The organism is Pseudocitrobacter sp. 73 (assembly GCF_008369545.1).
In the GTDB taxonomy this organism is placed as follows: Bacteria; Pseudomonadota; Gammaproteobacteria; order Enterobacterales; family Enterobacteriaceae; genus Pseudocitrobacter; species Pseudocitrobacter vendiensis.
Genome location: NZ_VTZO01000002.1, coordinates 37,439 through 62,592, shown reverse-complemented (window position 1 = coordinate 62,592; position 25,154 = coordinate 37,439). Strand labels below are relative to the sequence as shown.

General features: G+C 54.6%; 14 protein-coding genes and 1 other RNA gene. 8 read left to right on the top strand and 7 right to left on the bottom strand.

Going from position 1 to position 25,154, the window contains the following annotated elements:
• Positions 1 to 40: 40 nt before the first annotated feature.
• Both F0Q32_RS01810 and F0Q32_RS01805 read right to left on the bottom strand, forming a co-directional pair.
• Positions 41 to 334, bottom strand: a complete 294-nt coding sequence (locus tag F0Q32_RS01810; protein WP_149461721.1) for an RnfH family protein — start codon at positions 332 to 334, stop codon at positions 41 to 43.
• Complete coding sequence (locus F0Q32_RS01805; RefSeq protein ID WP_015963348.1) at positions 324 to 761, bottom strand: type II toxin-antitoxin system RatA family toxin; 438 nt, start codon at positions 759 to 761, stop codon at positions 324 to 326. The genes F0Q32_RS01810 and F0Q32_RS01805 overlap by 11 nt, the downstream gene beginning before the upstream one ends.
• A gap of 149 nt (positions 762 to 910) precedes the next feature.
• Here F0Q32_RS01805 and smpB point away from each other — a divergent pair, with 149 nt between their 5' ends.
• The 6 genes from smpB to ssrA all read left to right on the top strand — a co-directional run bounded on the left by smpB (position 911) and on the right by ssrA (position 19,230).
• Positions 911 to 1,393: an SsrA-binding protein SmpB gene (smpB, locus tag F0Q32_RS01800; protein ID WP_015963347.1), complete on the top strand. Its 483-nt coding sequence runs from the start codon at positions 911 to 913 to the stop codon at positions 1,391 to 1,393.
• A gap of 828 nt (positions 1,394 to 2,221) precedes the next feature.
• Positions 2,222 to 13,915: a BapA/Bap/LapF family large adhesin gene (locus F0Q32_RS01795; protein WP_149461720.1), complete on the top strand. Its 11,694-nt coding sequence runs from the start codon at positions 2,222 to 2,224 to the stop codon at positions 13,913 to 13,915.
• Between the two features lie 77 nt (positions 13,916 to 13,992).
• The gene (locus tag F0Q32_RS01790; RefSeq protein ID WP_149461719.1) at positions 13,993 to 15,399 is read left to right on the top strand and encodes a TolC family outer membrane protein; all 1,407 of its coding nucleotides are present in this window, start codon (positions 13,993 to 13,995) and stop codon (positions 15,397 to 15,399) included.
• The gene (locus tag F0Q32_RS01785) at positions 15,396 to 17,579 is read left to right on the top strand and encodes a type I secretion system permease/ATPase (RefSeq protein ID WP_149461718.1); all 2,184 of its coding nucleotides are present in this window, start codon (positions 15,396 to 15,398) and stop codon (positions 17,577 to 17,579) included. Before F0Q32_RS01790 ends, F0Q32_RS01785 begins: the two co-directional genes overlap by 4 nt.
• A gap of 7 nt (positions 17,580 to 17,586) precedes the next feature.
• Positions 17,587 to 18,750 carry an HlyD family type I secretion periplasmic adaptor subunit gene (locus tag F0Q32_RS01780; RefSeq protein WP_149461742.1) on the top strand — a complete coding sequence of 388 codons (1,164 nt, stop codon included), beginning with the start codon at positions 17,587 to 17,589 and terminating at the stop codon, positions 18,748 to 18,750.
• Positions 18,751 to 18,867: 117 nt separating this feature from the next.
• Positions 18,868 to 19,230, top strand: a transfer-messenger RNA (tmRNA) gene (ssrA, locus tag F0Q32_RS01775).
• A 114-nt stretch (positions 19,231 to 19,344) separates the two neighbouring features.
• Here ssrA and F0Q32_RS01770 read toward each other — a convergent pair.
• From F0Q32_RS01770 to F0Q32_RS01750, 5 genes are all read right to left on the bottom strand, one after another.
• The gene (locus tag F0Q32_RS01770; RefSeq protein WP_188016813.1) at positions 19,345 to 20,034 is read right to left on the bottom strand and encodes a GNAT family N-acetyltransferase; all 690 of its coding nucleotides are present in this window, start codon (positions 20,032 to 20,034) and stop codon (positions 19,345 to 19,347) included.
• A gap of 252 nt (positions 20,035 to 20,286) precedes the next feature.
• Positions 20,287 to 21,279: a DUF4435 domain-containing protein gene (locus F0Q32_RS01765; RefSeq protein WP_149461717.1), complete on the bottom strand. Its 993-nt coding sequence runs from the start codon at positions 21,277 to 21,279 to the stop codon at positions 20,287 to 20,289.
• Positions 21,272 to 22,315 (bottom strand): AAA family ATPase, encoded by a 1,044-nt coding sequence (locus F0Q32_RS01760; protein WP_149461716.1) that lies wholly within the window; start codon positions 22,313 to 22,315, stop codon positions 21,272 to 21,274. Before F0Q32_RS01760 ends, F0Q32_RS01765 begins: the two co-directional genes overlap by 8 nt.
• Positions 22,316 to 22,684: 369 nt before the next feature.
• Complete coding sequence (locus F0Q32_RS01755; protein ID WP_188016812.1) at positions 22,685 to 23,029, bottom strand: DUF1294 domain-containing protein; 345 nt, start codon at positions 23,027 to 23,029, stop codon at positions 22,685 to 22,687.
• Positions 23,030 to 23,032: 3 nt separating this feature from the next.
• Positions 23,033 to 23,272 (bottom strand): helix-turn-helix domain-containing protein, encoded by a 240-nt coding sequence (locus tag F0Q32_RS01750; RefSeq protein ID WP_149461715.1) that lies wholly within the window; start codon positions 23,270 to 23,272, stop codon positions 23,033 to 23,035.
• A 100-nt stretch (positions 23,273 to 23,372) separates the two neighbouring features.
• Between F0Q32_RS01750 and F0Q32_RS01745 the strand changes: the two genes are divergently transcribed.
• Together F0Q32_RS01745 and F0Q32_RS01740 are read left to right on the top strand one after the other, a co-directional pair.
• Entirely contained in the window at positions 23,373 to 23,633 is a 261-nt protein-coding gene (locus F0Q32_RS01745) for a helix-turn-helix transcriptional regulator (RefSeq protein WP_149461714.1), read from the top strand.
• A gap of 302 nt (positions 23,634 to 23,935) precedes the next feature.
• Positions 23,936 to 25,153 carry a PLP-dependent aspartate aminotransferase family protein gene (locus F0Q32_RS01740; RefSeq protein ID WP_149461713.1) on the top strand — a complete coding sequence of 406 codons (1,218 nt, stop codon included), beginning with the start codon at positions 23,936 to 23,938 and terminating at the stop codon, positions 25,151 to 25,153.
• Position 25,154 lies beyond the last annotated feature (1 nt).

Below are 25,154 nucleotides of genomic sequence, written 5' to 3'. Positions count from 1 at the left end.
ACTGAGCGCTTTTTTTGTTTCTGGCGGCTGAAGTGTGGCATCAGGCTTTGCCGGCTGACTTCTCCGCTCGCTGGCGACGCAGTTCTTTCGGATCGGCAATCAGCGGGCGATAAATCTCAACCCTGTCGCCATCCTGCACCACGTCCTGTAATTTCACCGGGCGGCTATAGATACCCACTTTGTTCTTCGCAAGATCGATATCGTCACGCAGCGTCAGAATGCCGCTCGCCAGAATCGCCTGCTTGACAGTGGCGCCCTCTTCCAGCGTCACACGTTGCAAATACTGTTTTTGCGGCAGCGCGTAGGCCACTTCAACCACAATCTTACCCGGCACTGTAAACCTCTCTGGCGCGCATCGTGAATGCCTGAACCATATTCAGCGCCAGCTCTTTGAAGATGCGGCCAAAGGCCATCTCAATCAGCTTATTGGTAAATTCGAAATCAAGGTGGAACTCGATTTTACAGGCATCCTGACTGAGCGGGATAAACTTCCAGCCACCAATCAGTTTTTTAAATGGCCCATCCACCAGTTGCATCAAAATGCTCTGGTTGCTGGTAAGGATATTCCGCGTCGTGAACGTCTTGCTGATACCGGCCTTCGACACGTCCACCGCCGCCGTCATTTGCGTCGGGCCCGACTCCAGCACGCGACTTCCGGTGCAGCCGGGTAAGAAATCAGGATAAGCATTAACGTCGTTGACGAGGGTATACATTTGCTCCGCGCTATAGGGCACCAGCGCAGTACGGCTAATCTGAGGCATAGCAATTTCCATGTTCGAACACGGGCTAAATAGTATCATTTATCTACGGTTAAAAAAAACGTTCCGCGGCAACTCGTGCTAAGATAGCGCATTGCGCCTCGCGGGAGCTTGAGGCAGATGTGTACGAACTGCGATGACTTCAGGATATTATGACTAAGAAAAAAGCACACAAACCTGGATCGGCCACCATTGCGCTGAACAAACGCGCCCGCCACGATTACTTTATCGAAGAAGAGTACGAAGCGGGCCTCGCGCTGCAGGGCTGGGAAGTAAAATCCCTGCGAGCCGGTAAAGCCAACATTGGCGATAGCTACGTGATCCTGAAAGATGGCGAAGCCTACCTCTTTGGCGCAAACTTCACGCCGCTGACGGTCGCGTCATCCCATTACGTTTGCGATCCAACGCGTACCCGTAAACTGTTACTGAATCAGCGTGAACTGGATACCCTTATCGGCCAGATCAACCGCGACGGGTACACGGTCGTTGCCCTGTCACTGTACTGGAAGAATGCCTGGTGCAAAGTCAAAATCGGCGTGGCAAAAGGTAAGCAGCAACACGATAAGCGTAACGATGTGAAAGATCGCGAGTGGAAGCTGGACAAAGCTCGCATCATGAAAAACGCCGGGCGCTAAAAACGTTATACACCCGTAGCCTGAAAAGGTACGGGTGTTTGTCATAAAACTTTCCCCACCAATGTACCTTCCTGAATCACAACAGTTAATTTTCCCACTTCAAAGAATATATTCTCCTCAGCAACTTCTCTGTTCTGATTAATTCATGACGTAATTTCATAATATATTTTATATTGTTGAATCCCTTAACCATCAATAAAAAACAATCCCGTTAATGTATCAATTACGCGCGCGATCACGGATATATCATATTTTCCATTCATGATTTTCATCAAATTAATAATGAAAAAGCTCTGAAATATGAATTCAGACATTTCCTAAAAACGGCTTTTTGTCGCTTTTTTTGCACCAGTTTCCGGTGACTTACCTAAAATCACAAACTGTTACTCTGCGACAGAGAAAATATAAAAACATACAAATTCATGGTGTTAAAAAATGGTGAACCTGCTTTTCACGCTAAAAACCACACGAACAAAAGCACTATTAACCTTTCATAAAATGCTGGTTTAACTGATAGTTAGCAAGCTTGCTGTTCATCGGTCGTTTGCGAATTATCTTATATCTGGCTATATCAACAACAGTACATCAACATTTAAAAGACCCTTTAGAACAAGGAATTAAATTTCATATAGAAATTATTTAATTTTTCGCCTGTTCATATTTTAAGAATATTCCTAATCACTATTTCGATAGTGAGCGCTACCGCTTTGCCTTTATTTCTGGCGAGTTGAATATCACTACAAATATGCCGGCATGAAAGTCCTGAGCTGCTGAATAACCGAATATCGCCATTGCGATCAACCTGTTCACCTCGAATGGAGTGACACCATGCGTTCTGTATCGATTATTTCAAAAATGACTACCGTCGCCACCACGGCTGAAACCGACAGTGTGACATTGACCGCCCCATCGATTGTTAAAATTAAGGTCGATCGCGCCGATATTGCTTCGATGCAGCGTACCAATCAGGATTTGGTTATCACCCTGAAAGACGGTGAAACCGTGACGGTAAAAAACTTCTACGTCACCTCAGATTTAGGGCAGAGCCAGCTTGTCCTGGAAGATGCCAACGGCGCGTTGTGGTGGGTGCAGGATACGGATGGCGCATTCCACTTCCAGCAAATCAGCAGCATTGATGAACTGCTGGTTGCCGGAGAAGGCGGCAACGAAAGCGGTGGAGCCGCCTGGGCGTGGATTCTGGGCGGGGCTGCGGCGGCTGCCGGGATTGGCATCGCCGCATCCAACAGTAACGGCAGTGGCAGTCATCATCATGATGATGGCGGCAATGGCGGAACCGACCCGGGCAATCCGCAACCGCCCGTTGATACCACCCCGCCCGATGCGCCAGCGAATCTTGCGATTTCCCCGGACGGCAAAACGGTCACCGGCAACGCCGAACCGGGCAGCACCATTATCATTCGCGATCCGAACGGTAACATCATCGGTACCGGCAAAACCGGTGATGACGGCAAGTTCACCGTGGGCCTGGATAAGCCGCAGTCTAACGGTGAACACCTGACGGTTGAGGCGAAAGATCCGTCGAATAACACCGGGCCATCCACCCCAATCACCGCGCCGGATACCACACCGCCCAATGCGCCAACCGACGTTGCCGTTTCAAACGATGGTAAAACCGTCACCGGGAATGCAGAGCCCGGTAGCACCGTCACCATCCGCGACCCCAATGGCAACGTTATTGGCACTGGCACCGCCGGCAGTGATGGGAAATTTACCGTTGACCTGAACAAACCGCAGACCAACGGCGAGCATCTTACGGCGGAAGCGAAAGATCCCGCCGGAAATACCAGCCCCACCACCAGCGTCACCGCGCACGATACCACCGCACCGGGCGCACCGAGTGACCTGAACATAAACGCCGAAGGTACGACGCTTACCGGGAAAGCGGAAGCCGGAAGCACAGTAAAAATCACCGACAGCGAAGGCAATGTGCTGGGGACCGGGAAAGCCGACAGTAACGGCAACTTCACGATAACCCTGACCTCGCCGCAAACCGATGGCGAGCGTCTCTCCGTAACCGCAACCGATGCCGCAGGTAACCAAAGTTCGCCGTCGAATATCACCGCCCCCAACGTGATTGAAGAACCCGTTAACCTGCTGCGCAGCGTGGTTGATGACGTGGGTTCCATCACCGGTGCGCTCACTTCCGGGCAGAGTACCGATGATTCACGGCCGACCTTCAGCGGACGCGGTACAGCCGGAACCACCATCAATATTTTCGATAACGGTGTAAAAATCGGATCCGTTCAGGTCGGCAGCGACGGCAACTGGAGCTACACCCCAACAACGCCGCTGAAGGATGGCAACCATTCCATCGTGGCGACGGGCGCGTCTGCGCCGGATAGCGCCGTAACCGGATTTGGGTTTACCGTCGATACCATCAAGCCTGCCGCCCCAACCGATCTGGTCACCGCTGCCGATGGCGCATCCATTAGCGGCAAAGCGGAAGCGGGAAGTACAGTCGTCATTAAAGATGCCGATGGAACGATTATCGGTACGGGTACCGCAGGCAGCAACGGCAGCTTTACGATTAAGCTCAGCCCCGCGCAAATCACCGGCGAACAACTTAGCGCCACAGCGGCAGACAAAGCGGGTAACGTCAGTGACCCGGCAACCGCGCTTTCGCCAGATAAAACCGCGCCGAACGCCCCCGCTATCGCTGAAGTTCTGGACGATCATCCGACCATTACCGGCAAAATCACCAGTGGTCAATCGACTGATGACACCACGCCGACTTTCCGGGGCAGCGCGGAGCCCAACAGCACCATCACTATTTATGGCAATAATACCGTTCTTGGCACCGTCAAGGCGGATGAGTCGGGCAACTGGAGTTTCACGCCTTCTACGCCGTTAACGGATGGCAACTGGGTCATCAATACCACAGCAAAAGATGCCGCAGGCAACATCAGCGGCAAATCACCTGATTTCATCCTCAAAGTGGATACCACGCCGCCCGACGCCCCGACATACTCTTCGGTTACGGGCAATGACGTCAACGTCGCGAACGGTGGGATCACTAACGACTCGACGCCGACGATTAGCGGACGAGCGGAAGCCGGAAGCACGGTGACATTGTGGGCGACGCTCAATGGCGAACGCATTGAACTCGGCACCGTGAAGGCCGATGCACAGGGTAACTGGACTCTGACAGTGAGTACGCCGCTGACCGATGGCGTCTACACATTGACGGCCACTGCAACCGATAGCGCAGGCAACGTGAGCCTCGAAGCCGGGCAACAAACCTTCACCGTCGATTTAAGCGCACCCGATGCGCCAACCGGGTTAATCATTTCTGAGGATGGCAGCACGGTAACCGGCAGCGCAGAAGCCAACAGCACCGTCACCATCAAAGATGCAAACGGGAATATTCTCGGTTCAGATACCGCAGATGGCGATGGCAATTTCAGTATCACGCTGACGCCCGTGCAGGATAACAACCAGATTCTTTCCGTCACCGCCACCGACAGCGCCGGTAATACCAGTCCGCCGAGCGGCATTCAGGCCCCTGACCTGATTGCACCGGATGCACCCGATAACTTGCTGGTTTCCGAGGACGGCACAAAAGTGACCGGTACGGCAGAGCCTGGCAGCACCGTCGCCATTACTGATGCTGGCGGCAACCCGTTGGGCAACGCCACCGCAGGCAGCGATGGTAAATTCGAAGTAGTACTGACTACCCCGCAAAAAAATGGCGAGCAACTGACGGCAATCGCCACGGATAACGCCGGGAACGACAGTGATAGCGCGACGGTCGATGCGCCAGACATCACTGCACCGTCGATTCCCGTCTTCGGCGATGTTATTGATGATGTGCCAGAAGGCGAAGGCGCACTCACCAGCGGGAATACCACGAACGATCCGCGTCCGACCTTCAGCGGCGAAACGGAAGCGAACGCGACGATCACCATTTACGACAATGGCGTCAAAATTGGCGAAGCCGTGGCTGACGATCAGGGCATGTGGACCTTCACGCCAGAAAGCGATCTGAGCCCCGGTAGCCATACTTTCACCCTGACGTCCACCGATGAAAGCGGCAACACCAGCGATAAATCGGACGCCTTCAACATCATCGTCGATACCGCCACACCGACGCTGCCGGTTATCACGCACCTGACGGACGATCAAGACCCGAGCACTGGCTTTGTGAACAACGGACAGTCCACCAACGATGATTTGCCGCAAATTAACGGCACAGGCGCGGTCGGCTCGACTATCTCTGTTTTCGAAGGCGAAAATCTGCTGGGCACTGCTGTTGTCGATACCAACGGCACCTGGACTTTACAGCTGACTGAACCTCTGGGAGAAGGCCCGCATAACCTGACCCTGAGCGCAGAAAATGCTGCCGGGAATACGATTGCAAACGACACCCCCTTCACCTTCACCGTTGATACTGAGGCACCGGATGCGCCGAGTATTATTCTGGTCACCGACGATGTTGGAACCTATCAGGGAGTACTGAATAGCGGTGACACCACCGATGACCGTCGCCCAACTTTCTCCGGCACGGCGGAACCTAATACGCAGGTCAAAATTTATGATGGACAGACGCTGCTCGGCACGGCAACAGTTGGCAGTAACGGTGAATGGTCTCTGACGCCAACCCTCCCGCTGGCAGAAGGTGAGCATGATCTGCGTTTTGTTACCGTCGATGGCGCAGGCAACGTTGGGGTGGAAACACCGTTTAATTTAACGGTCGATACCAGCGCCTCCGTGGCCCCGGCCATTACCTCCATTGCCGATGATGTCGGTCTGTATAAGGGCAACCTGGCCAATAATCAGGTGACTGATGACACTCAACCGACGCTGAACGGCACCGGGCCTGAAGGGGCGACAATCACCATCTACGACAATGGCGAAGAGATTGGCACCGCTACGGTAGAAGGCGGCGTCTGGAACTTTACCCCTGAAACGGCGCTGGAAGGCGGGGAGCATATCTTCACCGTGACCTCCACCAACGCCGCCGATAACGTCAGCCCGGCCTCCCCGCCGTTCACCATCAACATTGATGTGGACGCGCCAGTCAAACCGGAGATTGGCGAAGTCACGGACAGCGTTGATGAATACACCGGTCCGCTGACTTCTGGCGACGAGACCAACGATCCCCTGCCTACAGTTAGCGGCACCGGCAACGAAGGCGACATCATCACCCTTTACAATGGCGACACGGTGCTGGGCACCACAGTTGTGGGCGAAGATGGCCGCTGGAGCCTGACGCCGGATAACCCGTTGACGGAGGGAACCTACCAACTGCACGTGACGGCAACCGATCCGGCAGGCAACGTCAGCGATCCGTCGGATGAGTTTGAAATCCGGGTCGATCTCTCCGCACCTGCAGATCCTGTACTGGTCAGCGTGGAAGATAACACCAATACAACTACCGTTCCGCTAGATAGCGGCGATCGCACCGTGGATTCCACGCCGCTGCTGACCGGCACCGCCGATGGCAATACGTTGATTACCATTCTGGTGGACGGCGTGGCGGTGGGCACCACCACGTCCGATGTCAACGGCGACTGGACCTTTACGCCGCCGACGGCGCTCACCGATGGGCCACATACGATCACGCTCACTGCGACAGACTCTGCGGGTAACACCACCCAGCCCGGCGGTAACTTCACATTAACGGTTGATACTACCGGCCCGGACCTGCCGGTTATTAACAGCATTACCGATAACGTTGGCGGCATTACCGATCCATTAGAAGACGGTAGCCTGACGGATGATAACCAGCCGACCTTCACCGGCACCGCTGAAGCGAATGGCGTAGTAATTATTTTCGCCAACGGCGTTGAGATTGGCCGCGCGGACGTTAACGGCACCGGGCAGTGGACCTTTACGCCGGACGTAAACAATGCGCTCGAAGACGGCGATAACGTCATCACCTTCCAGGCCGTCGACGACCTGGGCAATGTCGGGCCGGAATCCGATGGCATCACCCTGCGCGTGGACACCGATGCGCCGGATGCGCCAACCAATATTCAGCTTGGCAACGATGGCGAAACCATTACCGGGCAGGCCGAGCCGAACAGCACAGTCACCATTCGCGATGCAGGCGGAACCGTGATCGGTACAGCGGATACTACCGGGCTGGGCTACTTCCAGGCCACGCTCAATCCGCCTCCGGCAGGCGGCAGCCTGATCAGCGTCACCGCTCAGGATGAGGCGGGGAATAACAGTCCACCGGCGCAAATTAGCGTCCTACCGCCGACCGAGCCGGCTGTGCCAATCATCATCAACATTGAAGATAACGTTGGCCCGCAACAAGGTTCGCTCAGTAGTGGTGACAGCACCGATGACCCGTCTCCGGTGATTACCGGTACTGCCGCGGTGGGTTCAATTGTTTATGTCACCATTGATGGGCAATTGTCAGACCCCATTGAGACGGATGAGAATGGCGCATGGACCTATACGCCTAATCCGCCACTGACTGAAGGCCCACATACCCTTTCCGCCCACGCGGAAATCGGCGGTCAATTCAGCGCGGAATCCTCAGTGATCAATCTGATTGTTGATGTCACCCCACCTGCGGCCGCCACCATCACCAGCATTACTGACGATGTCGGCACCGTCACCGGGCCGATACAGAACGGCGGCGCAACGGATGATACCCAACCAACGCTGCGCGGTACGGCAACGGGCAGCGCCCGTGTCGATATCTATAATGGCGATGATTTAATCGGTTCTGCCACCGTTAACGCCCAGGGTAACTGGGTGTTCACGCCGGGCACCGCCCTGCAACCGGGTAACTACACCTTTACCGCCGTCGCTGTCGATGCGGCAGGTAACGCCGCCGCGGAGTCCAACACCTGGACCGTCACCATTGATACCGCTACGCCAACAGCGCCTACGCTGGATACCGTGCTGGATAACGTTGGCACGGTTACTGGTGAACTCAACAACAACGACCGCACCGACGACACGCTGCCTGCCCTGAGTGGCTCGGCGGCAACGGGATCGGTCATTATCATTTATGATAATAACGTCGAAATTGGCCGTACAACCGCAGTAGATGGCGCATGGAGTTTCACGCCAACGACACCGCTGGCTGAAGGCAACCACAGCCTGACGCTGACTGCCACCAATGGGGCAGGCAACACCAGCGCGCCAAGCGCTCCGTTTGTGCTGGTGGTCGATACCGTCGCACCAAACCGCCCGGTGCTGACGGGTGTGACCGATGATGAGGGTCCGGTAACGGGACCTCTGCTGAACAACCAGGCCACCAATGATACCCAGCCCACCTTCAGCGGCACTGCTGAAGCGGGCTCTACGGTGACGATCTTTGACAATGGCGTCGAGGTAGACACCGTTCTGGTCCCGCCATCCGGAAACTGGACCTGGACGCCGACAGATCCGCTGTCGGAAGGCCCACACGCCATTACGCTGACCACCACCGATGTCGCCGGGAACAGCAGCACCGCCACCGCGCCGTTTAACGTCGTGGTCGATACGGCGGCACCGGATGCGCCATCGGCCATCACCGCTCAGGACAGCGTTGCGCCGACAACCGGGCCAATCACCGAAGGCCAGCAAACCAATGAGAACCGCCCTGCCCTGAGCGGCACCGTAGAGCCCAATGCTACGGTACAGATTCTGGACAACGGCAACGTCATCGGCAGCGTGAAAGCCAACGCCTCCGGCAACTGGACATTTACCCCCACCGCCGACCTGGCGGATGGTAATCATCAGCTCACCGTCACCGCCACCGACAGCGCCGGGAACGTGAGCGCCCCGTCGCCGGCGCTTAACTTCGTCGTCGATACCGCAGGCCCTGCTGCACCGATTATCGTTAATGCAACGGACAACGTTGGCAGTATTACCGCCCCACTGGTCAGCGGCAATACTACCGATGACAACACCCCGACGCTGAACGGGACAACGGAAGCCTTTGCCAGCGTCGCAGTAATCGATAACGGCGTGCAAATTGGCACCGCTATCGCCGACGAAAACGGCAACTGGTCCTTCACGCCGCAGACGGCATTAGGCAACGGTAGCCACGCCTTCACCACCATCGCCACCGATCCGGCGGGCAACGTTGGTGTAACATCTCCCGCCTTTACGCTGATTGTCGATACTGCGCCGCCTGCCGCGCCGGTTATTATTCAGGCCGCGGACAACGTCGGCACCGTTCAGTCGCCGCTGGTGACCAATCAGTCAACCGATGACACCACGCCAACCCTGAGCGGTACCGGTGAAGCGGGTGCGACCATTACCATTCGCGACAACGGCAATATCATTGGCACCGCCGTGGTGGGCAGCAACAATAGCTGGACCTTTACGCCGAATCCGGCGCTGGCGGAAGGCAGCCATATCTTCACCGCCACGGCGACAGACGCCGCAGGCAACACCGGCCCGGCGTCGGGGAACTTTGTGCTGAATGTCGATCTTACGCCGCCTGCTGCGCCAGCCATTACCGCAGCGGCGGATGATGTCGGCACGGTAACCGGGCCATTAACCAACGGCCAGGTCACCGATGACGCGCGTCCGACCTTAAGCGGAACCGGTGAAGCAGGTGCGACCATCACCGTTTATGACAACGGCACGCTGCTGGGTACCACTACGGTTGGGACGGGCGGCACCTGGACCTTCACGCCGCCGCGGGATTTGACCACTGGCTCACACGATCTCACCGCAACGGCAACCGATCCGGCAGGGAATACCGGAGCCGTCTCTGGCGCGTGGAATGTGAAGGTCGATACCACCGCGCCAAACGCGCCGGTTATCTCTACCGTTACGGATAACCAGGGCAGCGTTACGGGGACTGTCGGAATCGGGCAGCCTACCGATGACACCACACCGACGCTCACCGGTACCGCAGAAGCCAACTCGACCATTAGCATCTTCGATAATGGCGTGGTGATTGGTACCGCTCAGGCCGACGGCGCGGGCAACTGGAGCTTTACCACGCCGACGCTGACGGAAGGCGCGCATACCTTCACCGCCAGAGCGACCGATGTGGCAGGCAATACCAGCGCCGCCTCGACGGTCACCACCGTGAATGTCGACCTTACGCCGCCTGCGGCACCGACAGACCTGGTCGTGAATGCTACCGGTACTCAGGTAACGGGCCATGCGGAAGCGGGCAGCACCGTCACCATTCTGAGTTCCACCGGCACCGTACTGGGCACCGGCGTCGCCGACGGACTTGGCAACTTTACCGCCATCCTGACCCCAAGCCAGACCAGCGGCCAGACGTTGCAGGCTTACGCAACTGACGTCGCGGGTAACCCTGGCCAACCGGCAAACGTCACCGCGCCGTTCACCGGTTTACCTGCCACGCCAGTCATCACCACGATTTATGATGACGTCGGCACGATCCAGGGGAACGTGGGGAATAACCAGAGCACGAACGATAGCCGACCGGATATCAGCGGCACCGCGCAGGCGCGGGCGACCGTTAACATCTACAACAACGGCGTACTGCTGGCGACCGTGGTTGCCAATGACGCTGGTGTATGGAGCTACACGCCAACCACGCCGCTGACGGAGGGGCTGCACGCCATCACCGCCACGGCAACCAATCCGAACGGCACCAGTAGCCCGTCGACCGCCATCAACATTACAGTAGATACACTCGCGCCGAGTGCGCCAACGGCGACCGTCAGCGCTGATGGCTTTACGGTCAGCGGCACGGCGGAAGCCAACAGCACCGTAAGCGTTACCGTACCGGGCCAGGCGACACCGCTAACCGTCACAACCGATGCGAACGGCAACTGGACGCTTGGCCTGCCAACGCGCTTGATCAACGGCGAGCAGGTATCGGCAATTGCCACCGATGCCGCAGGCAACAGCTCGACGCAGGGTCTGGCGACCGCGCCTACGCTGCCTGTCGCCGCCAGCGATAACGTGGTGAACCTGGAACTGAATACCACCGCGACGGTGACCAGCGAAGAACACAGCGATTACGGCTTCCTGCTGGTGGGCGCGCTGGGGAACGTGGCGTCTGTTCTGGGTGATGACACCGCGCAGGTGACATTTAATATTGATGCTGGCGGCAGCGGTAGCGCCGTGATTGAAGCGGCGGCGACCGGGGCCGTACTGTCGCTGTTGAACTCGCTTGAAATTGCCGTTCAGAAATATGACACCAACCTGCAGGCCTGGGTTACCGTCATCGATACCTCTCTGCCGCAGTTCGCCAACCTGCTGACGCTGGGTGCCTCCGGGGTACGTCTGGCGCTGGATAATCTTGATGGCGGCCAGTATCGCGTTATCCGCTTCAACACCAGCCTGCTGGCAGTGGGTTCTTACACCAGCCTGGATGTGTCACTGGTGAAAACCAGCGCGGGGACGGTGACTGCCGGTGCCACTGAAAACGGTAACGTCATCACTGATGTCGACCCGAATAACGGTGGCGATGTGGCCCCGGCGGGCACACAGGTCACTTCCATCACCAACGCCAATAATGTGACGACAGTTGTGGGCGCGGGCGGCGCGGATATCGCCGGTAAATACGGCACCCTGCATATCAACCAGGACGGTAGCTACACCTATACGCTGACCAACAACAGCGTTTCCGTGGTCGGACGTTCAGAAAGCTTCGTCTATACCATCACCCAGGGGGCGAACAGCTCCTCGGCCAACCTGGTTATCACGCTGGGCTCCACCGTACCGCCAAGTTCAGTCACCGCCGCCGATGACAGCGCCAGCCTGCAATTTGATACCTCGGTTGCCGCAATCAATAACGGCCCGAGTTCCACCACCGGCTTTACGCTCGTCGGGCTGAACCTGGGGAACGTGATTGACGTCGGCCTGCTGAACAACATGCAGAACCCGATTATCTATAACGTGGATGCTGGTACTACGCGCACGCTCTCACTGGGCGCCAGCGTCGGTGGCGTAGCGGTTGGCGCGGTCTTTGACCTGTATGTCTATCGCTATAACCCGGCAACCGGTAATTACGAGCAGTATCGTCACGTCCCGAGCTGGCTCCAGGCGGCGCTGCTGGGCGGCTCCACGGCGCAGGATCTGGTCATCACCCTGCCAGATGGTAAATATCTGTTCACGCTGAATGCGGTTTCCGGCCTGACCGTGGCAACCGGCTTTACGCTGAGCGTTAACGCCGACCACACCTACAGCGTGAAGAGCGCGGGCGCCAGCACCACGGGCGACGTGCTGGATAACGATGCCGGTGCGGCAAACGGTCATGTTACCGAAGTGAATGGCGTGGCGGTGGCGGCAAATGGCACCACCACCATTAACGGCCTGTACGGTACGCTGACCATTGATGCACAGGGGCATTACACCTACACCCTGAAATCTGGCCTTGGCGCCGACAGCATCAAAACACCGGACACCTTCGTTTATACGGTCACCGCGGCCAATGGCGATACCAGCACAGCCTCGCTGAACGTGCAGCCGACCGCGAAACCGGTCGATGCGGTAAATGACACCAGTAGCGCGATGGTCCTGGATACGGCGCAGTACTCTTCAGTATCTCCGGCGATTAGCGCGGGCTCGGCAACCATTGCCGCACGCACCACCGACGCCTCCAGCAGTGCGACTTTTGACGTTGCAGAAGGCACGGCGCTGAAGAGCATCTCGGTAACTTTCGCCATCAATCAGTTGACCAACATCAACCTGAGTGTGAACAGTTGGGCAATTTACGAAGGATCAACGCTTATCTACCAGGGCACGCCGATTGCTCAGGGCCAGTACACCCTGACCAACTCCAGAACGCTGACGCTTGGCGGGCTGGAACTGGATGCGGGACGCTACACACTGGTATTTAACGCCCACCTCAGCTCCGCTGCACTGCTGGGTTCGGTAACGGTAACGCCAACGATCAACGCCAACGTCTGGGATCTGGATAACTTCCTGATCAACAACAATACGCACACGGTGACCGGCAACATCTACAACGGCCACGACTCCGCAGGTGCGGTCGATCAGATAGCGTCCGCGCAAACCGTGCTGACCGTCAGCGGGAATAACAGCACGCAAACGCTCAACCCTACCGTTGACAGCAACGGTGCAGCGACGGTTCAGGGTACCTACGGCTCACTGCGCATCGCCATCGACGGTTCGTACACTTACACCCTGAAAGCGGGGCTGCATCCGGGCGATATCACCACGAAGGAGACCTTCACCTACACGCTGAACGATCAAAAAGGCCATTCAGACAGCGCAACCTTAACGATCAACATGAACCCGCAGTTCACCAGCACGTCGCAGTCAGATGTGATCCACGGCTCGGCCTACGGTGACACTTTAATTTATGACTTGCTGAATAATGCCGATAACAGAGGAGGTAACGGGGCCGATCGCTGGGACAACTTCTCGCTCGCTCAGGGCGACAAAATCGATATTGGCGACCTGCTGGTTGGCTGGAACGGTCAGGAATCGTCACTCGGTAACTACCTGAGCGTGACCACCAGCGGCAATAACACGGTTATCTCGATTGACCGTGATGGTACGGGGACGGCCCATAGTTCAACCACCTTAATCACCCTGGAGAACGTACAAACCACCCTGAATGAGCTGATCGAACAGAACCACATTGTGACCTGATAGTTAACAAAACCCCGGGCGCGAAGACGCCCGGGGTAATAACAAATACACCTGCGCTATTTTAAAAGGGATCGACAATGGGAAAGTTAACACCTATCGCATGGGGGCTGGCGAGCTGCCTCTGTTCAGCCTCCCTTTATGCCGAAGAGACGCCACGGTTTATCTCTTCGCAAACCTTGCACGAACAACAGGAGCTACCGTCGTTATCCGGCAAAGTGGATCTGCCGCTCGACCCTGCCGCACCGGGAACTCTAACGTTGAATAACGCCGTCGATCGCGCGGTGAGCTGGCATCCGTCCATTCAGGAAGCCGTGGGCAAACTGCTCGCGCAGAATGAGCAGGTCGATGTCGCGAAAGCGAAATACTATCCGCAGATAAGCGCGGGCATGAACAACGGCTACGCCAATAACTATGTTGACCACGGCTTCAGCCCGTCGCTGGTGGTGTCGCTGTCCCAGATGCTCTATGACTTCGGCAAAGTGGCAAGCCAGGTGCGCGCCGAAAGCGCGGGCGTCGCGCAGGAGCAGGCGAACGTGCTGGTCAGTATTGATAACGTGGGCTACAGCACCGCCGTCGCCATGGTGCAGGTGCAAACCTGGCAACAAATGGTGGATGTCGCCGAAGAGCAGCTCACCGCGCTCAACCACATCGGCGGGCTGATTCGCCAGCGCAGCGATGAAGGTGCGGCGTCGCAGTCTGATGCCGTGCAAACGGACGCACGTATTGAGTCCGCACGCTCGCAGCTGATTCAGTATCAGGCAACGCGCGACAGCGCCCAGGCCACGCTGATGAGCTGGCTCGGCTGGAATACCCTCAACGGTATCAGCAACGACTTCCCCGAGAAACTGGCGCAAAGCTGCAATATCGCGCAACCGGACGACCGCCTGGTGCCGTCGGTGCTGGCGGCGTGGGCGCAGTCGAACGTCGCGCAAGCCAATGTCGATTATGCCAATGCGCAAATGACGCCAACCATCTCACTGGAACCACAGGTTCAACACTATCTGAACGACAAATACCCCAGCCATGAAGTGCTGGACCGCACGCAGTATTCGGCGTGGGTAAAGGTGGAAATGCCTATCTACCAGGGCGGCGCAATGACCGCCCGACGCAATGCCGCCAACTATGCGCTGAGCGCGGCGCAATCGACCATCCAGCGCGTGCGTCTGGAAGTGCGGCAAAAACTACTGGAGTCACAAAGTCAGGTGATGAGCCTGGTGAACTCTCTGCAAGTGCAGCGCCGCCAGCAAGCGTACAGTGCGCGCACCCGCGAACTCTATCAACAACAGTACCTTGAGCTGGGCTCGCGCCCGCTGCTGGACGTACTAAACGCCGAGCAGGAAGTGTATCAGGCACGCTTTTCCGAGCTGCAAACCCTGAATCAGCTTCATCAGCTTGAGCTGAACTGCCTCTACAACACCGGACGCCTTCGCAACGCGTTCAGCCTGGAAAATCGCAGCATTCAGTCAGTGGAGATCCAGCCATGAACAACGCCGATACCGCCGACACCTTTTTAACCGAACAGACGCTGCAACGCTGGGCGCTGGCGATAAGCCATATCGCCAACCACTACCGCATCGCCTGCTCGCCGGGCACCATTCAGGCCAATGCCCCGTGGTTTCACGATAAAAGCCTGCTGCCCGCGCTGACCCAACTCTCTCGTCAGGGTGGGCTGTCATTTCGCCTGCTGGAAGCCAACACGCAAACCCTCAACAGCTGGCGTCTTCCGGTTGTCGCTGCGCTGAATAACGGCGAGCTGGTGATCGTCGAGCGCTTCGATGGCGACAGCACCGTCGAGGTGCGGTTTGTCGATGACACCTCGCACATCAACCGCCTGTCGATGGAAGAGTTGCTTGGGAAAATTGATTACCTTGCCGCCCTGCGTCCGCTATCCGCAATGCGTGATAGTCGGGTCGATAACTATATTTCCCGCTTCAGCCCCGACTGGCTGAAATCGCTGGTCTTACAGGACATCCGCCCCTACGGCCCGGTGATGTTCGCCGCCTTTCTGGTGAACGTGCTGTCGCTCGGCGGCATTGTGTTCTCGATGCAGGTCTATGATCGGGTGATCCCCGCGCAGTCTTACCCGACGCTTTACGTACTGGCATTCGGCGTGCTGCTGTCGGTGATTTTCGGCTTCCTGCTGCGCGTGGCGCGCGGACACATCATGGACGTGCTCGGCAAACGCGCCGACATGCGCGTCTCTGACCGCGTGTTCAGCCACGCGCTGCGCCTGCGTAACAGCGCCATCCCCCGTTCGACCGGCAGCTTTATTTCGCAGTTGCGCGAGCTGGAGCAGATCCGCGAGATGATCACCTCCTCGACGATCTCGACGATCGTCGATCTCCCCTTCTTTTTCCTGTTCGTGATCGTACTGGCGATCATCTCGCCGCAACTGGCGTGGATCGCACCCGTCGCCGCCGTGATGATGGTGCTGCCCGGTATTCTGTTGCAGAAAAAGCTGGCGGTGCTCGCCAACCAGGCCGCGCATGAATCAACGCTGCGCAACGCGGTGCTGGTCGAGAGCGTTCAGGGGCTGGAAGATATCAAACTGATGCAGGCCGAGAACCGCTTCCTGCAACAGTGGAACAGCTATATTCGCATTACCGCCGAATCCGGCCTGCGCACCCGCCAGATCTCCCAGGGGCTGATCAGTTGGGGGATCACCGTACAAAGTCTGGTTTACAGCGCGGTGATCCTGTTCGGCGCGCCGATGGTTATCGAGGGCGAAATGACTACCGGTGCGGTGGTTGCCGCGTCGATGCTGGCTTCACGCATGATCGCCCCGATGGCGAACCTATGCGGCGTGCTGGCGCGCTGGCAGCAGGTCAAAGCCGCCAAATCGGGCCTCGACAGCATTATGCAGCTCCCCACCGAAACCCAGCGCGAAGACAGCGTGGTCCATCGAGATATTTTCCACGGCCACTATCTTTTTGAAAATGCACAGTTTCGTTATCACAACGACGACCAGAACGTGCCGCTTAAAATCGGCCGCCTTGAGATTCAACAAGGCGAACGCATCGCCCTGCTCGGGCGTAACGGCGCAGGGAAATCAACCCTGCTTCAGGCAATGGCGGGCGGCGTGGAACTGATTAGCGGCGAAGCGCGGCTCGACTCCCTGAGCATCGCGCAGATTGATATGGCCGATTTGCGCCGCAACGTCGGCATGCTCAGCCAGAACGCGCGCCTGTTCTTCGGCACCCTGCGCGAGAACCTGATGCTTGGCGCACCGCGCGCCAGCGATGACGACATTTTTGCCACCCTGGAAGTATGCGGCGCGGCAGGCTTTGTGCGTCAGCTGGCGAAAGGTCTCGACCACCCGATTATGGAAGGCGGCGCGGGCCTGTCCGGCGGCCAGCGGCAGTCGATTCTGCTGGCGCGAATGCTGCTGCGCTCGCCCAATATCGTCCTGCTCGATGAACCCACCGCCTCCCTCGACGACCACACCGAACGCGAGTTCATTCAACGACTGAATCAGTGGCTGGGCAACCGCACGCTGATAGTCGCCACTCACCGCGTACCGGTGCTGGAGCTGGTGGAGCGCGTGGTAGTGCTGAAAGATGGGCAAGTGGTGATGGATGCGCCAAAAACGCAGGCGCTGGGCGGCAACCGTATTGGCACACCGGCAACCGGACGGGAGTGGAAAAATGAAAACCAATCAGCATGATGTGGTGATGGATGACCCGGACATCAGCCGCGAACGGGAGTTCTCCGGGGCCAGCCGCATCATTATTATCAGCACCGTGTTATTCGTGCTGCTCGGCATCTGGGCGTGGTTTGGCACGCTCGATGAAGTCTCGACCGGTACCGGAAAAGTGGTGCCCAGCTCGCGCGAGCAGGTTTTACAGTCGCTCGACGGCGGCATTCTGGCGGAACTTTCCGTGCGTGAAGGCGACAAAGTGCAGGCCGGGCAAATCGTCGCCCGCATGGACCCAACGCGTTCAGAGTCCAACGTGGGTGAAAGCGCCGCACGCTATCGCGCATCGCTGGCCTCCAGCGTTCGCCTTTACGCCGAGGTAAACGACCAGCCTCTCGTCTTCCCCGACTCACTGAAAGCCTGGCCCGATCTGCTCGCCAGTGAAACCCGGCTCTACCGCTCGCGTCGCGCTCAACTGGCGGACTCCGAAGCAGAGATTAAAGACGCGATGGTCTCGGTTAACAAAGAGCTGGCGATCACCCAGCGGCTGGAAAAAAGCGGTGCGGCAAGCCACGTGGAAGTGCTGCGACTACAGCGCCAGCGCAGCGACCTCAGCCTGAAACTCACCGATTTGCGCTCGCAGTATTACGTGCAGGCCCGAGAAGCACTCTCCAAAGCGAACGCCGAAGTCGACATGCTGCTAGCCATCATCAAAGGCCGCGAAGACTCCGTCACCCGCCTGACCATCCGCTCGCCGGTGCGCGGCATCGTAAAAAACATCCAGGTCACGACCCTGAACGGCGTCATCCCGCCCAACGGCGATCTGATGGAGATTGTCCCGGTCGACGACCGCCTGCTGATTGAAGCGCGTCTCTCGCCGCGCGACATCGCCTTTATCCACCCCGGCCAGCGCGCGCTGGTGAAAATCACCGCCTATGATTACGCCATCTACGGCGGGCTGGAAGGCGAAGTGGAGACCATCTCCCCGGACACCATCCAGGACAAAGCCAAGCCGGAAGTTTTCTACTACCGCGTATTCATCCGCACCCACCAGGATTATCTGGTGAACAAAGTCGGGCACCATTTCTCCATCGTGCCGGGGATGATCGCCACCGTGGATATCAAAACCGGTGAAAAAACCATCCTCGACTACCTGATCAAACCGTTTAACCGGGCGAAAGAGGCGCTGCGTGAGCGATAAATGAACGACTATCTGCCTGTTGGCAATGGATTTTTGTCTGAAATGCAGGCAGAGAGTATTTATGCAGGGGGGTGGCAGAGCGCATAGCAACTCTGTTATACTTGCTGCAACACTATTGGGGCTGATTCTGGATTCGACGGGATTTGCGAAACCCAAGGTGCATGCCGAGGGGCGGTTTGCCTCGTAAAAAGCCGCAAAAAAATAGTCGCAAACGACGAAAACTACGCTTTAGCAGCTTAATAACCTGCTCTGAGCCCTCTCTCCCTAGCTTCCGCTCTTAAGACGGGGATAAAGAGAGGTCAAACCCAAAAGAGATCGCGTGGAAGCCCTGCCTGGGGTTGAAGCGTTAAAACTAATCAGGCTAGTTCGTTAGTGGCGTGTCTGTCCGCAGCTGGCGTGCGAATGTAAAGACTGACTAAGCATGTAGTGCCGAGGATGTAGGAATTTCGGACGCGGGTTCAACTCCCGCCAGCTCCACCAAAATCTTTAGCGGCGATTCCAGAGTCGACCGCAGAAGTCGAAAGCCCGCAAGGCGTAAGTCTTGCGGGCTTTTTTGTTGGGTTTTGTTTATAGATATCTTTATAAATCAATCATCTAGAAGATAAGCATCATCGCCACCCGGCGCGCTGGGTCGAAACCCTTTGCGATTTCATCCTCGATTATCACTGCCAGATGCGGCGGTCGCGCTTCCCCTTCCACCATCTCAAAACCTAACGTAGCGTAAAACCTGGCATTGAATGCGGCCATTTTATCGGTGGTTAGCGTGGCACCTGTCAGGCCGCGTTTTTTCCCATTACGGAGCATCGCCTGCATAAGCTGTTTGCCAATCCCGCGGCGTTGCCAATTCGGATGCACATCCATTTCTGCGATATGCAACCATTCGCCAGCGATTTGTCCTGCTATGAATCCGACGGGAACGGAGTAAGGTGTATACGCCGCAAGCAGTGATCCGTTACGGCTGAAATCGCTGAGTTCTTGAATGCTGCTGGCGCTTGCGGGACCGGTCATCGCTCCTGCGTGGCGCAGCGTTTCAAAGGCGGCCAGCTCGATAGCGCGGAGAGTGGCAAAGTGCTCGGGGTGTGCGGGGGTGATGGTGACGTTTATGTTCGGACTCTCCGTGAGGGCTATGGGGGTGATTTTTCTTGGGCTGAAGGTTGGGGGGAACTGTTCGGCTATAAGGTAGCATATGTTTGCGAAGTCTGTTGCTAATTGGGGGCGAGCTGTTGGGAAGATGATAGGGCTGCTTTGAGCGAGGAGCGGAAGTTCGTAATTTGATAAAAGCATTACTTAAATCGTGGCGTGTTTAGCAACAGGGAGCATGTCAGGTAACTGTCAGATCAGATCTAATACTTATTATTCAGCAACAGTAACGGACGTTATTGATGATAAGCCGGTATTACCAATTTTTAATATAGCTGATAAAAACATGTTCCCACGAATCGTAAGCAAGGCCAATTTAATTTCAGGAAGCCTGATTAACGACTGACACAACTTCGGCAGCACTGCTGCTAAAGTTGTGCAAGAAAGGATAAAAAGCTAATCGGTGGTACTCGCTTGAAGCAATTTGTCCGCTATACGTTGCCAGAATATTGATACGTGGAAAGATTCGCAATGATGGATCAAAGTAGCTGACTTACATCTATCTTTATAATGATTACGGACCTGATGCTGACGATCCCTTATCTGAGCAGCAGGGTAGTTCTCTGAAACCCAAGCAATATCATTTCTCTGACTATTTCTTATAAATAATTCATAAATGGGTAGAAAAACCCTATCGAGCAAATCATGTCCATTTATAAAAAGCATCGCATTTTCTGCATTAATTCCTCGCTCACTGAGTTTTCCACGATGACTCTCAAAGCTTTCGTCATCATCTATGTATTGCGTGTGGTGACTAATGTATTGGCCAACTGACTCACTTAATCCCTCAAAAGCAGTCTCATTGAGACTGAGATCAGAGTTAAGTATATTCACTCCTGATGGTAGTTGAATGCTTTCGTTGAAAGCTCTTTCGTCAAATTGTTGCTGATCACGATTATGAAGCCATGAAAATACCAACATAGCTTCATAGATAATACTGGAGTATCTATTTAAAGCAGGGATGATATTGCTTTCGATATTATCATGAAAATGAATGCATCCTGTCAAATCCTCAATAGCTTCAGAGGTATGTAGGTAACTCTCCCTTGAATAAAAAAAGGTATGTAGCACAAAAGGACTGTTGTTTAGCACATCTGAATACTCATTGCGTTCTGGACACAAATAATCATAATCGCTATCTACACCAACTAATCGATCTTTATGAAGATGTTGATATTCTTTTTCAAGCTTTCGTTTTCCCTCAGATCCAGCTCCTGAAAAGGGTTTAACCGAATATCTTCCGGGGCATACTCCATTAACAATTCTCTCCCAAAATAGGCGATCTGAAGCATCTTCTATATAGATAACTCCCATAGGCTGTCCTGACTGGATTCCAGTATACCCTCTTAAAAAAGAACCAGTTCTTAAAATATCCGTGAAATCAGCCATGAGAAACACTCTTCATCACATCTTTCATCTCTATGTAAGCGTCCATGTGGCCATTCATTATGATGCCTGGGCTATGAGTTACAGCAATAATCTGTATTTTATTGTTAACATTTTTAATGGCATTAAGAATTTTCTCTTGCCAGTCGAGGTGAAGGGAAACCTCAGGTTCATCCATGAGTAAAAGTGTTTTCTTTCCTACGGTATTAGCAACTGTCGCCAATATATAGATAAGTTGGCGTTCTCCGGAAGAAAGCTGTCGAATCGTTATTTGTTTACCTAACACAGTTCTGAAATATAAATCATGATTATTAAATACTGCAATTTTACCCGAGTCGCTAAAAAGCGCATTAATATTATTTAAGAGTGTGTTAAGTAATTTTTCATTTCCATTTTTTATCAACGACCTTATTTCTTCATGTATAGCAAGATCTATAAGGTTAAGTTCAACACCATTACCAAGATCCTTCCTTGAACTCGAGTTTGCAGAAATATTAACCGTTGACAAGTATCTCACATTAACTGTTTTTATTAACTCTTCAGTATGCCATTTATTTGAAAACATCTGCTTCTTGTTCTTCTGCAAGATTTCACTATAGCCATTTTTAAGCATATTAACAAATGACTCTGAATTTAATGCGTTTTCTATTAATTTTTTAGCAAAGTTTTCTTTTTCTTTTTCGCTTAACTGTGAATTTAATCCTTTAACTTCTTCGAAAATTGAATCAATCCCGTCTTTATCATACATAAGATGATGATAGAGTCCTTTACTAGCTGAGGCTATTCCCATTTCATCACTTATCTTTCCAAAAGAAATGATATTCCCATCTTCGTAAAAAACCTCAATGCTCTCGCAGATTTCACTGTAATTTAACTCGTGTTTCCCTGTAGTAAATCCCTGCAAAATTTTGAGGATTGTTGATTTGCCTAGTCCATTTTTCCCCACAATTACAGTCAGATCATTGAAAGTAATGTTGACATCATGCTGTCCAAAAAGACCTTCGATTTTTAGTGCGCTGATGATACGTGTATTTTTCATAATCCTACCCCGTTTTGCTTTCAAACATTGTACCCGACTATCTTGCTCTAAGAAGTGTTGATTTAATGTTTGCCAACAATTTGCTACCGTTTATGAGAGACCTCGTTTCCGGTTTCTATTTTTTCAGGAAGAGCCGCCTCACCGTGGATGGTTTGTCGCAGAACACACCATATGTACCCTCCCGCCACCAGTCACTACATCATCCAGGGCAAAAGGATCATTTTACGGTCACCCAGCCAGACTTTCTCATTCTTTTTTTGGGTATAATTCCAGAAAGTGGAAATTCAGCGTGGGCCGCTTTGCTGGTTTTTTCCGCAGCAATAGGACAGTGGATCTGTAAATTACATCCGCTCCTGGCACAAACCCGCCCTACCCCCACCAATACCCCATCCCATAAACCACGCCCACCAGCACCGCTACATTCACCACCACGCTCCCCACAAACCACCGTTTAAACGGCTGTTTCTGCGTTTTATGCCTGAACAACTGCTGAGCGGCTAACCCGCCGGGCCATCCACCCACAAGGCCAAATGCCAGCAATGTCTTTTCCGGTACGCGCTGCCAACTTCTTCGTGCAGCAAATTTATCCGCACCATAGATGAAAAAGGTCAAAACATTGACCATCAAAAACCACGCCCAAACGGGATGCAAAAACCAGAAGCTAGCAACGAATGACAAAGCCAGTAAGCCATAACAAATTTTATTGATCATCACGTATTAATCACTCAGATCCATAACTTTTTTGATCACACTAGCCGGATCAATCGAAAGCAATTTTGCCAAATGAATGAATTCGACCACATCCAGCCTGCGTTCTCCATTTTCAACCTTCGCAATAAATGACTGAGGCTTGCCAAAAGCTTTCGCCAGAGTCGTCTGTGTTACTCCTTGCTCCAGGCGCGAATTCCGCAAAGTACTTATAACAAGCTGATATTCCTGAGAATAGATGGATGACATTTTTTCTTTCTCGATTTTTATCCCAAAATCGAATATCAGCGATTTACTCTTTTATCCCAAAACAGGATAATCATATTTTCAAAGTATCAAGGATGAACAAATGCCCCCAAAAAACTGGCATCCCGCCGACATCATCGCCGCCTTACGAAAGCGCGGTACTTCTATGGCGCGCGTCTCACGCGAGGCGGGGCTATCTCCCGCCACACTGGCAAACGCCCTGAGCCGCCCCTGGCCGAAAGGCGAATGGCTGATTGCTAACGCATTAAATATCCATCCGTCAGCCATCTGGCCTGCTCGTTACCAGAACTGTCGCGATACGCGCTTACCCAGGGAAAAGTTGCCCCTGAAACCAAAACCGTAACTCCAGGGCCTCGCCCTGCGCCGTGAGTGACAGAACGCATTAACGCAACACCCGACATGGAGAGTTGTTTATGCCCACTGATCCACATCCGTTACCGTACAAGCCGGGCCACGCACCCGTCGCTTGTACCTTCACGTTATCTCCCCTGCGTTCGCTCATAACCGGGCCGCCGCACCTTCGTCGCGCCCGCCCATAGCGGCGTAATTACTCGATTTATCACTAAAACCAAAGTGAGTCTTTCGGCTCGCGCGGGCTTCCGCGCGCGTTGTGGGCTCCCCTGTACCTCAATAAGGAACATTAAAATGGAAATCAGTCACTTTTTTACCGACACGGATCGTTATGCCAAAGAGGATCACATCGCCTGCTCCGGGCAGGATGAAGATCATGAGCGCTATTTTGGTGCCGTCAGCGCGCCCATCATCCAGACCAGCCTGTTCGTGCAGAAAAACTATCAGGCTTATTGTGATGATATGCAGCATGAGGCGGAACGCTTTATCTACTCTCGCGGGCTAAACCCCACGGTACAGATGGTTGAACAAAAGCTGGCGAAGCTTGAGCGCGGTGAGGCTTGCCGCTGTTTTGCTTCAGGGATGGGGGCCATCAGCGCGGTGTTGATGGCAAACCTCAACAGTGGCGATCACATCATTCTGGTCAATAACGTTTATGGCCCGGCGATGGCGTTAATCAAACAGATGACGCGGAAGTTTGGTATCCATTATGACGTTGTGCTTGATGGCACCACAGAGAGCATCCGCGCCAAAATTCGCACGACTACGCGCGTTATCTATACGGAATCGCCCGGCACCATGACGATGAACATCGTTGATTTATCGGCGATTGCGGAGCTTGCGAAAGCGCATAACATTACCACGGTGATTGATAATACCTGGGCGACACCGCTGTTCCAGAAACCGCTTACCCTGGGCTTCGATATCGTCATTCATTCCTGCACAAAATATCTCGGCGGCCACAGCGATCTTATCGCGGGTGCGGTTATCACCTCACAGGCGCGGATGGCGGAAATCCGCGACTTCTCCCATCAACTGCTTGGGGCCGTATTGTCGCCGTTTGCCGCCTGGCTGCTGCTGCGCGGCCTTCGCACATTGCCCGTGCGCATGCGCGCGCATCAGGAAAATGTGATGCAGGTTATCGACTACCTGAAAACCCGCCCTGATGTCGAGAACATCCGTCATCCCTGTATGGCGGTCGATGCACAGCAAGCCATTATCCGCAAACAGATGATGGGCTTTTCCGGGCTGTTCTCTTTTGAAATCCGTGACGGGCATTTCGCAGCGGTGAAGCGCTTTATCGATAGCTGTCGCCTGTTCAAAGTGGGGTGCAGCTGGGGCGGTTATGAAAGCCTGATTATCTCTCCCAACCGGGGCTACAACGAGCCTTCACTGGCGGCAGACAATATTGCGCCGGGGCTGATTCGCCTTTCAATTGGTCAGGAAAGCCCGTCGTTACTGATTGCCGATCTTGATGCGGCCTTTGCGGCTATCACCGGAATGAGAGGATGAT

What these genes read in the sequence shown, in the direction of transcription:
- F0Q32_RS01805 (WP_015963348.1), bottom strand. Translation starts at nt 761, where the DNA reads ATGCCTCAGATTAGCCGTACTGCGCTGGTGCCCTATAGCGCGGAGCAA.
- smpB (WP_015963347.1), top strand. Translation starts at nt 911, where the DNA reads ATGACTAAGAAAAAAGCACACAAACCTGGATCGGCCACCATTGCGCTG.
- F0Q32_RS01795 (WP_149461720.1), top strand. Translation starts at nt 2,222, where the DNA reads ATGCGTTCTGTATCGATTATTTCAAAAATGACTACCGTCGCCACCACG.
- F0Q32_RS01790 (WP_149461719.1), top strand. Translation starts at nt 13,993, where the DNA reads ATGGGAAAGTTAACACCTATCGCATGGGGGCTGGCGAGCTGCCTCTGT.
- F0Q32_RS01785 (WP_149461718.1), top strand. Translation starts at nt 15,396, where the DNA reads ATGAACAACGCCGATACCGCCGACACCTTTTTAACCGAACAGACGCTG.
- F0Q32_RS01780 (WP_149461742.1), top strand. Translation starts at nt 17,587, where the DNA reads ATGGATGACCCGGACATCAGCCGCGAACGGGAGTTCTCCGGGGCCAGC.
- F0Q32_RS01770 (WP_188016813.1), bottom strand. Translation starts at nt 20,034, where the DNA reads ATGCTTTTATCAAATTACGAACTTCCGCTCCTCGCTCAAAGCAGCCCT.
- F0Q32_RS01765 (WP_149461717.1), bottom strand. Translation starts at nt 21,279, where the DNA reads ATGGCTGATTTCACGGATATTTTAAGAACTGGTTCTTTTTTAAGAGGG.
- F0Q32_RS01760 (WP_149461716.1), bottom strand. Translation starts at nt 22,315, where the DNA reads ATGAAAAATACACGTATCATCAGCGCACTAAAAATCGAAGGTCTTTTT.
- F0Q32_RS01750 (WP_149461715.1), bottom strand. Translation starts at nt 23,272, where the DNA reads ATGTCATCCATCTATTCTCAGGAATATCAGCTTGTTATAAGTACTTTG.
- F0Q32_RS01745 (WP_149461714.1), top strand. Translation starts at nt 23,373, where the DNA reads ATGCCCCCAAAAAACTGGCATCCCGCCGACATCATCGCCGCCTTACGA.
- F0Q32_RS01740 (WP_149461713.1), top strand. Translation starts at nt 23,936, where the DNA reads ATGGAAATCAGTCACTTTTTTACCGACACGGATCGTTATGCCAAAGAG.